Source organism: Mangrovibrevibacter kandeliae (assembly GCF_024519155.1).
GTDB classification, from domain to species: domain Bacteria; phylum Pseudomonadota; class Alphaproteobacteria; order Rhizobiales; family Rhizobiaceae; genus Mangrovibrevibacter; species Mangrovibrevibacter kandeliae.
In genome coordinates this window covers 33162-42196 of the sequence record NZ_JANIFJ010000012.1, presented here as the reverse complement: position 1 = coordinate 42196, position 9035 = coordinate 33162, and the positions used below count along the sequence as shown (strand labels likewise).

Below are 9035 nucleotides of genomic sequence, written 5' to 3'. Positions count from 1 at the left end.
ACTCTTCGGCCACCGGCCGCTCCATGCGCACCGTCAGGTCACCCTCCGCCAGCCGCTCGAAGCCGGCCTCGATGTCGTGTACGAACCCCTTCAGCTCCTCGGCCTTGGCCTGCTCGGCCGCCATCTGCCGCTCGCGTTCGGCCTGCTGGCGGGCGCGCAGGTCGTTCGCCTCGGCTTCGAGGCGGTTGCGTTCGACCGCAGCCTCCTTGAACGTTTCGAGCGCGGACGCGATCTCGCCGATCTCGTCGCGCCGACCGATGCCGGGAATTTCGGCCGCGACGTCGCCGCCCGACAGGCGCCGCATGGACGCGGTCATGGCGTGCAGGGGCCGGGTGATCGACCGGGAGATCGGCAGCGCGCAGGCGGCGAGCGCCACGAGCAGAAGGCCGAGCCAACCGAGCGTCTTGTAGACCTCGCCCATGAACTGGTCCTGCAGGTCGTCGACATAGAGACCGCCGCCGACCGTCCAGTCCCACGGCTGGAACAACTGGGCGTAGGAGAGCTTGGGCGATTCCGAGTCCGAGCCCTTCAGGCGCGCGCGGTAGTAGGTGGTGAAGCCACCGCCCTTGTGCGCGTTCTCGACCATGTCCCGATTGTAGTAGAGGCCGGTCGAGTCCTTCGACTCGAACGAGTTCGTCCCCTGCAGCTTGGGATCGGGATGCATGACGCGGGTGCCATCGCCGCTCATCATGAAGACGTAGTCGTTCTCGCCGTAGCGGATCGCGCGCGTCGCGTCTTTGGCCCGGGCCTGCGCTTCCTCGAGCGACATCTCGCCGGCTTCGACCCGCTTCTGGAAGCCGTCGAGGATCGAGATCGCCGTCTGCACCTGACTGACGATGAGCGCCTTGCGATCCTTCCAGATCGTCTGGTTGAGCGAATAGAGCTGCAGAGAGAGCGCCGCGACACTCAGCAGTGCGGCGACGACGATCATCAGCGACAGTTTACGCGTAATGGTGAGGCGCATCGAACGGGATCCCCAGAAAGGCAGGACCCGATACAGACACCACGGCGTATAAATTTTCCTTGAAGCTGGCGGCAACGGGGCTTGATTCTTTGCCGCCGGCATCTTCAGGGGTTCGAATCAGCTAGAGCACGGTCAGCCGGGGCATTGCGCGTCGGCTGCAGCAATTGCCGTGGAGCGCTTACGCCCGCCGATCAGGCCTTGTCGGTCACGCCGGCTTCACCGAAGGTCGCCATCCCCGTGTGACAGTGTGCCGCGGCTTTGACAATGCCGGCGGCGAGCGCCGCCCCGGTGCCTTCGCCCAGCCGCATGCCGAGCGCCAGCAGCGGCACCTTGTCCATGTGACGCAGCGCCTTGATGTGGGCGGGCTCGGCCGAGACGTGACCGAACAGGCAATGGTCGAGCGCCGCCCGGTCCATGGCCCAGAGCACGGCGGCTGCCGCCGTCGCGACATAGCCGTCGACGATCACCGGCACGCGCTGCATGCGGGCAGCGAGGATCGCGCCCGCCATCGCGGCGATTTCGCGGCCGCCGAGGCGCCGCAGCACCTCCAAGGGATCGTCGAGGTGGCCGGCATGGAGCGCCAGCGCCTCCTCGACCGCGTTGGTCTTGCGCAGCATGCCCGGTCCGTCATTGCCGGTGCCGGGCCCGACCCAGTCCTGCACGCTGCCGCCGAACAAGGCGGCGTAGATCGCGGCCGCGACTGTGGTGTTGCCGATCCCCATCTCGCCGATGCACAAGAGGTCGGGCTCGCCGGCCAGCACCTCCATCCCGAACGCCATGGTGGCGGCGCAGACGCGCTCGTCCATCGCCGCTTCCCGCGTGATGTCACCCGTCGGCAGGTCGAGCGCGAGGTCGAACACCTTGAGACCGAGGTCGTAGGCGGCGCAGATCTGGTTGATCGCCGCGCCGCCGGCGGTGAAGTTCGCCACCATCTGGTGGGTCACCTCCGGCGGGAAGGCCGACACGCCCTTGGCCGCCACGCCGTGATTGCCCGCGAAGATCGCGACGACCGGCCGGTTGACGGCCGGCGCCCGTCCCTGCCACGCCGCCAGCCACTCCGAAAGGTCCTCCAGGCGGCCCAGCGCGCCCGCCGGCTTGGTCAACTGCGCCTCGCGCTCGCGCTTGGCGTGGATGGCGCCCCCGTCCGGCCCCGGCATCGTCCGGATCAGCGCGCGGATGTCGTCGAAGGGCAGGCCGGTGGTGGACATCGAGGATCGGTTCCAGGATTGCGGAGCACCGCGGTCTTGCCAAAGAATGGCCGGTCGCGGATCAGCAGGCTGTAACGCCGGCCCGCCCCGGCTGTAAACCGGGCGAGCAAGGTTCGCCCAGGAGATGTTCGTGTCCCTCGCTGCCCTGCTGCGCTCGCTTGCCTTCCTCACCCGATTTTCGATCGGCCGGGCGCGCTGGCCGGCCGATCATCGGCTGGGAGCGGATGCGCCGGCCTTCCCGCTGGCGGGCCTGATCGCCGCCCTGCCGGCCGCCGCGATCCTGCTCGCGGCATCGCGCCTCGGCCTGTCGCCGGAGATCACCGCCCTCACCGCCATCGCCGCGATGATCGCGGCGACCGGCGGGCTGCACGAGGACGGGCTGGCGGATGTCGCCGACGGGCTCGGCGGGCAGCACCCGAAGGATTGGGCGCTCGAGATCATGAAGGACAGCCGCATTGGCACCTATGGCGTGCTGGCGCTCCTGATCGTCACCCTCGCCCGCATCGCGCTTCTGGCGGCGCTCTGCGCCCGGGCGCCGCAGCCCGCCGCAGCTCTTTACCTCGCGGCGGCCGCCGGCAGCCGGGGGGCGATGGCCTGGCTCTGGTCGAGCCTGCCGCCGGCGCGCGCCGAGGGCGTCGCGGCACGGCTGGGACAGCCGACGCAAAGCGAGGGACGGATCGCGCTCGTCGTCGGCGCCGGCCTTGTCCTCCTCGCCGCGCTCGCGGCGGCCGATCCTGCCGGCGCCGTGCTCGGCGTCGCTCTCGCGACCGGTGCGACCCTCTGGTTCAGGGCGTTGATCCGCCGGCGGCTCGGCGGTCAGACCGGGGACTGCGTCGGCGCCACCCAGCAGATGGCCGAAGTGGCCCTTCTCCTCGGCTTCGTCATCGCAGGCTGAGAGCGAGCGCCAGTGCCGCGAGGACGATCAGCACCGTGCCGAGCCGCGACAGAAGGCCGAGCGCGGCGCGGATGTCGGCGGGCGATGCCTCCCGCCGGCCCGCGGGGTTGATCAGCGGCGCATCGACCACGAGCGCGCCGTAGCGCCTCGGACCGCCGAGCGCGAGGCCGAGGATCGCGGCAACCGCAGCTTCCGGCCACCCGGCATTCGGCGAACGGTGCCGCGGTCCGTCCTGCACGGCGACCGTGATCGCCCGCCGGGCGACGCCGCGTCCCTCCAGAGTGAGCGCGGCGAACGCGAAGAGGAGCACCGTCAGCCGCGCCGCCGGCCAGTTCAGGAGGTCGTCGAAGCGGGCCGAGGCCCAGCCGAAGTGGCGATATCTGTCGCTGAGATGGCCGATCATCGAATCCGCCGTATTCACCGCCTTGTAGGCGAGGAGCCCGGGGAGCCCGGCCACCAGGAACCAGAGCCAGGGCGCGACCACACCGTCCGAAGCGTTCTCGGCAAGGCTCTCGATCGCCGCGCGCGACACTCCGGCCTCGTCGAGTTGTTCCGGGTCGCGGCCGACGATCAGCGCCACCGCCCGCCGCCCGGCCGGAAGGCCGCCGGCTTCGAGCGCCAAGGCGACGCGTCCGACATGATCGGCGAGGCTCTTCTGCGCCAGGAAGATCGCGACGACGAGCGCCTCCAGCACGGTGCCCGTGCGACCGAGCCTTTCGCAGAGCCCCTGCAGGAGAAGGCCGACCGCGATCGCGCCGACCAGCAGGACGCCGAGTGCGACGATGCCGAGCAGCCGGCGCCGCCGCGCGCTCCAGGCCGGGCGGTTCAGCCGGCGGTCGAGCGCATCGATGACCTGGCCCATCCAGACCACCGGATGCGGCACGCGCCGCCACAGCCAATCCGGATCGCCGATCAGCCGGTCGAGGACGGTGCCGAGGACGAGGGCGAGGACATGCGCGCTCACGCCCCGAGTTCGGCTTCGATCTCGTGACGCGCCGCCCGAAGCGCGTCGCGCAGCCGCTCCGCCTCGGCCGCCGAGGCCGGATTGCCGATCCGCAGCCAGTCCGGCCGGTGGTCGAAGGGCCGCGTCAGGATCCGCCGGCGGCAGAGCGCATCGAAGATCGTGGCGGCCGCATCGTGGCGAACCAGCGCGAAGAGCGGCGTGCGGCCGGCGATTGTCCAGTCGTCGTCGGCCAGCGTCTCGAAGAGCCGGTGCGACTGGTTGAGGATCGTCTCGCGCAGAGCCGCGAACCCGGCTCCGTCGCTCATCAGCGCCGTACCCATCGCGACTGCCGGACCGGAGATCGCCCATCGTCCGAGCCGCGTCTCGAGCGCCTGCGCGAGAGACGGCGTCGTCAAGGCGAAGCCGAGGCGCAGCCCGGCGAGACCGAAGACCTTGCCGAAGGAGCGCAGGACGAGAAGCCCCGACCGGCCCGCCTCTTCGGCAAGGCTCTCGCCTGGATCGGCATCGGCGAAGGCCTCGTCGACCACGAGAAGACCATCGCGTTCGGCGAGGCGACGGGCGATGGCGAGGAGTTCGTCGCGCTCGAAGCTGCGGCCATCGGGGTTGTTCGGATTGGTCACGACGAGAATGCTGGCGAGACTGTCGGCGGCGGCCGGCGTATTGATCTCGACCACTCGATGCCCCGCCAAACGCCAGGCCGACGCGTGTCCGCCATAGGTCGGCCCGACGACGGCGACACCGGTCGGCGCGAAGAGATGCGGCAGCAGCGAGATCAGCGCCTGCGAGCCCGGCGCGGCGGCGATGCCCGCCGTCGGCGGGCAGCCATAGAAGGCCCGCGCCGCCTGGATCAGCGCCTCCTCGCCAGCGCGCTCGGGCAGGCGTGTCCAGGCCTCATGCGGCAGCGCGGGGAGCGGCGGCGGCGTGGGGTTGATCCCGGTCGAGAGGTCCAGCCAGTCGCCGCGGCTGCCGCCAAACGTCGCGACGGCCCAGTCGAGGGCGCCGCCATGCTCGCGCGCCGCGCTCATGCCTCGCCCCGGTCGATCAGGTGGAGGAAGGATCCGCAGACCCGGCCGCGCCGCAGGCCGAGCAGCCCGAGCGGCGTGCCGAGCGCGTCCTCCGCCTCGAACAGGCGATCCGCGTCGCCTTCGGAGAGGATCGTCGCGTAGTGGAACTCGTGCGCCGTCAGGCGCCCGCTCCACGGCGCGCCGGCCAGCGCGGTCGCGCGGCGGTAGCCGAGATGGCGCTGCCGCGTCCGGAAGCTGGTCTCGAGCGGCAGGAGGCCGAGCATCGCATGGCTCGCTCCGTCCGCGTCCTCAAGTCTTTCGCCCAGCACCATGTAGCCGCCGCATTCGCCGTAGATCGCCGCGCCGCGCGCCTGTGCGCTTGCCATGCCTTGCCGGAAGCGGGAGGCGCCCGCAAGCCGCCCGGCGTGCAGCTCGGGGTAGCCGCCGGGCAGGAACACTGCATCCGCGGCACCGTCAGGCGCCTCGTCGGAGAGCGGTGAGAACGGCGCGATCTCCGCACCGGCCCGCCGCCAGCCGGCAAGGAGGTGCGGGTAGGCGAAGGCAAAGGCCGCATCGCGCGCCACCGCGATCTTCTGTCCGAGCGGCGGCAGGCCCGGCACCTGATCGCGGGCGAGGCGTCCTGTCGGGCGCGCCAGCGCCGCGAGCGCGTCGAGATCGACACCCGCTGCGACCCAGTCCGCGGCCCGCTCGACAAAGACCTCGAGCTCGGGGTGCTCGTCGGCCTGCACGAGTCCGAGATGGCGGGAGGGCAGCACGAGGTCGGGGCGCGCCGGCAGGACACCCAGCACGGGAAGGCCGAGCGGCTCCAGTGCGTCGCGCAACAGGCCTTCGTGCCTGACGCTGCCGACCCGGTTGAGGATCAGGCCGGCGAGCCGCACGTCCGGCCGGTGGTCGCGGAAGCCGCGCACGAGCGCGCCCACAGAGTGCGACTGGCGGGCGCAGTCGACGACGAGCACGACGCCGGGGCCAAGCTGTACCGCGACGTCTGCCGCCGATCCGGTGCCGTCGGCGGCGCCGTCGAAGAGGCCCATCATGCCCTCGACGACGAGCGCATCCGCGCCCGCTGCGGCCTCGTCGGCCAGCGCGCGCAGCAGCGCCGGGCGCATCGCCCAGGGGTCGAGATTGACGCAGGCGCCCCCACTTGCCGCGGCATGGAAGGCCGGGTCGATGAAATCCGGCCCCGCCTTGGCCGAGGCGACCGCACGGCCGGTACGCCGCAGCGCGCGCAGGAGCCCGAGTGTGACGGTCGTCTTGCCCGAGCCGGAGCTCGGGGCCGCGATCAGGAGCCCGGACATGCTAGACCCTCGTCCGGCTTCCGGCTCGGATGGCCGCGCGCTATAGAACCGGCATGGAGTTCGGCGTCGGCGAGGATCGTGCGGAGAAGCCCGTAGCCGCGCCGCTGCGGCGCGGCTGGACGACGGGCGCCTGCGCCACGGCGGCGACCAAGGCAGCCTTGACCGCGCTTCTGACCGGCGACTTTCCCGACCCCGTCGAAATCACGCTGCCGAAGGGCGAGACGCCCGCCTTCGCCCTCAACCGCACGGCGCTCGCGTCCGCTCACGCGATGGCGAGCATCGTCAAGGATGCCGGCGACGATCCGGACGTCACCCATCTCGCCGAGATCGTCGCGACGCTCCGCTTCGGCGAACCCGGCACCGGCGTGCGCTTCCATGCGGGGCCAGGGGTCGGCACTGTGACCCTGCCCGGCCTGCCGCTGCCGCCGGGCGAGCCGGCGATCAACCCGGTGCCGCGCCGGATGATGACGGACGTCGTGGAAGCGCTCTGCGCGGCCCATGGCCGGGCGCCGGACGTTACGATCGAGATCGCGGTCACGAACGGCGCGGAGCTCGCCCGCCACACCTGGAACCCGCGGCTCGGCATCGTCGGCGGGCTGTCGATCCTCGGCACGACGGGGATCGTGCATCCCTTTTCCTGCTCGGCCTGGATCCACTCGATCCATCGCGGCGTCGACGTGGCGCGCGCGGCCGGTCTGGGGCACGTCGTCGGCGCCACCGGCTCGTCCAGCGAGGCGGCCGCGCGCGCGCGCTATCCTGAACTGCCGGAGATCGCCTACCTCGACATGGGCGACTTTGCCGGCGGGCTCCTGAAGTATATGCGCCAGCATCCGATCAAGCGGCTGACGATCGCCGGCGGCTTTGCCAAGCTGACCAAGCTCGCGCAGGGGGCGATGGATCTGCACTCGGGCCGCAGCCAGGTGGATTTCACGGCTCTCCACGCGCTCGTCGCCGGGCTCGATCCGGACGCCGGCGCGCGGCTGCGGGAGGCCGTGCTCGGGGCCAACACCGCGAAGGCCGTGCTCGACCTGACACAGGCGGCAGGGCTCGATCTCGGCGCGATCGTGGCCGCCCGGGCGCGCGCGCAGGCGCTGGCTCAGCTGCGCGGCACGCCGGTAGCCGTGGAGGTGCTGGTGGTGGATCGCGAGGGACGGGTAATCGCCCATGCCGGCTGACACCATCCTCATCCTCGGCGGCACCGCCGAAGCGGGCGCCCTTGCAGGAGAGCTTGCCGCCGCGCGGCCAAACCTGCGGGTGATCACCTCGCTCGCCGGGCGCACGGCGGCCCCGTCCCTCCCGGTTGGCGAGGTGCGGATCGGCGGCTTCGGCGGCGCCGACGGGCTCGCCGCGTATCTGAAGGAGGAAGGCGTCACGCGCCTCATCGACGCGACGCATCCCTTCGCCGCCGGCATCTCACGCAATGCCGAGAAGGCGGCGGCCGCCGCCGCCGTACCGCGGCTCTGCCTCGTGCGTGCGCCCTGGATGCCGGTCGCGGGCGACCTGTGGACCGAGGTCGATTGCATCGGCACGGCGCGCGACGCCCTGCCCGGCAACGCCCGGCCGTTCCTGGCGCTCGGCCGGCAGCATCTCTCGCCGTTCGCGCGGCGTGCCGATCTCGCGCCCGTGGTGCGGATGATCGATCCGCCCGATCCGCCGCTCACCTTCAGGGCCGATCTCGTCCTCGGCAAGCCGTCGCGCGAGCCGGCCGAGGAAGCGGCGCTCTTCACGCACCTCGGGGTGACGCATCTCGTCTGCCGCAACTCGGGTGGCGGCGCCTCATATGCCAAGATCGAGGCGGCACGCATGCTCGGCCTGCCGGTGATCGTGATCGCGCGACCGCCGGCGCCGGCGGGCCCGACCGTGGCCGACCTCGCAGCCGCGATCGCCTGGGCCGCCGGCACCGCCTAGCCCTTCCGCTTCGGCCGCAGCACGTGGACGTGGTCGGCGTCGTAGAGCTTGGAGTCGACGAAGCCCTCCGCGGCAAGCGCCCGCCCGACGAGGATCAGCGCCGTGCGGGTCAGCTTGGCGGCCCGCGCTTTGCGGTCGATGTCCCCGAGCGTGCCGCGGATCAGCGTCTCGTCCGGCCAGCCGACCCGGTAAGCGATCACCGCCGGGCAGTCCGGCCCGTAGGCCGGCAGCGGGATGAGCTCGCGCTGGATGTGAGCGATGTTGCGCACCGACAGGTGGATCGCGAGGGTCGCGCCGCTCTTGCCGAGCGTCGCGAGGTCCTCGCCCTCCGGCATCGCCGAGGATTGCATGGCGGTGCGTGTGAGGACGATCGTCTGGCAGACCTCCGGCACCGTCAGCTCGCTCTTCAGCGCCGCCGCGGCCGCGGCGAAGGCGGGCACGCCGGGCGTCACGTCATAGGGAATGCCGAGCGCGTCGAGCCGGCGCATCTGCTCGGCCGTCGCGCCGTAGATCGACGGGTCGCCGGAATGCACCCGAGCCACGTCCTCGCCGCGCGCGTGAGCGGCCTCGATCTCGGCGACGATCTCGTCGAGCGTCAGGGGCGCGGTGTCGATCACGCGCGCGCCGGCGGGCGCGGCCGCGACGACCTCGGCTGGCACCAGCGAGCCCGCATAGAGGCAGACGGGGCAGCGCTCGATCAGGCGAAGGCCACGGACGGTGATGAGGTCGGGCGCGCCGGGGCCGGCGCCGATGAAGTGAACGGTCATGCGGGTCGA

The 9035-nt window shown here is 72.0% G+C and carries 9 protein-coding genes; 3 read left to right on the top strand and 6 right to left on the bottom strand.

What is annotated here, in order from left to right; all coding sequences use genetic code 11:
* A partial coding sequence (locus NPA30_RS19490; protein WP_256804459.1) for a cache domain-containing protein occupies positions 1-964 on the bottom strand: 964 nt, incomplete at its 3' end.
* A 191-nt stretch (positions 965-1155) separates the two neighbouring features.
* A complete protein-coding gene (gene cobT, locus NPA30_RS19485; RefSeq protein ID WP_256804458.1) occupies positions 1156-2172 on the bottom strand; it encodes a nicotinate-nucleotide--dimethylbenzimidazole phosphoribosyltransferase in 1017 nt (338 codons plus the stop codon).
* A gap of 130 nt (positions 2173-2302) precedes the next feature.
* Here cobT and NPA30_RS19480 point away from each other — a divergent pair, with 130 nt between their 5' ends.
* Positions 2303-3067 (top strand): adenosylcobinamide-GDP ribazoletransferase, encoded by a 765-nt coding sequence (locus NPA30_RS19480; protein WP_256804457.1) that lies wholly within the window; start codon positions 2303-2305, stop codon positions 3065-3067.
* Here NPA30_RS19480 and cbiB read toward each other — a convergent pair.
* From cbiB to NPA30_RS19465, 3 genes are read right to left on the bottom strand one after another with little or no spacing between them, the layout of a single operon-like run.
* A complete protein-coding gene (gene cbiB / locus NPA30_RS19475; RefSeq protein ID WP_256804456.1) occupies positions 3054-4031 on the bottom strand; it encodes an adenosylcobinamide-phosphate synthase CbiB in 978 nt (325 codons plus the stop codon). The two genes, NPA30_RS19480 and cbiB, sit on opposite strands and share 14 nt — an antisense overlap.
* A complete protein-coding gene (cobD, locus tag NPA30_RS19470; RefSeq protein ID WP_256804455.1) occupies positions 4028-5056 on the bottom strand; it encodes a threonine-phosphate decarboxylase CobD in 1029 nt (342 codons plus the stop codon). The genes cbiB and cobD overlap by 4 nt, the downstream gene beginning before the upstream one ends.
* Positions 5053-6351 carry a cobyrinate a,c-diamide synthase gene (locus NPA30_RS19465; RefSeq protein ID WP_256804453.1) on the bottom strand — a complete coding sequence of 433 codons (1299 nt, stop codon included), beginning with the start codon at positions 6349-6351 and terminating at the stop codon, positions 5053-5055. Before NPA30_RS19465 ends, cobD begins: the two co-directional genes overlap by 4 nt.
* A gap of 53 nt (positions 6352-6404) precedes the next feature.
* Between NPA30_RS19465 and NPA30_RS19460 the strand changes: the two genes are divergently transcribed.
* Positions 6405-7526 carry a cobalt-precorrin-5B (C(1))-methyltransferase gene (locus tag NPA30_RS19460; RefSeq protein ID WP_256804461.1) on the top strand — a complete coding sequence of 374 codons (1122 nt, stop codon included), beginning with the start codon at positions 6405-6407 and terminating at the stop codon, positions 7524-7526.
* A complete protein-coding gene (locus NPA30_RS19455) occupies positions 7516-8259 on the top strand; it encodes a cobalt-precorrin-6A reductase (protein WP_256804452.1) in 744 nt (247 codons plus the stop codon). Before NPA30_RS19460 ends, NPA30_RS19455 begins: the two co-directional genes overlap by 11 nt.
* Here NPA30_RS19455 and cobM read toward each other — a convergent pair.
* The gene (cobM, locus tag NPA30_RS19450) at positions 8256-9026 is read right to left on the bottom strand and encodes a precorrin-4 C(11)-methyltransferase (RefSeq protein ID WP_256804451.1); all 771 of its coding nucleotides are present in this window, start codon (positions 9024-9026) and stop codon (positions 8256-8258) included. The genes NPA30_RS19455 and cobM overlap by 4 nt on opposite strands.
* Positions 9027-9035: the final 9 nt, after the last annotated feature.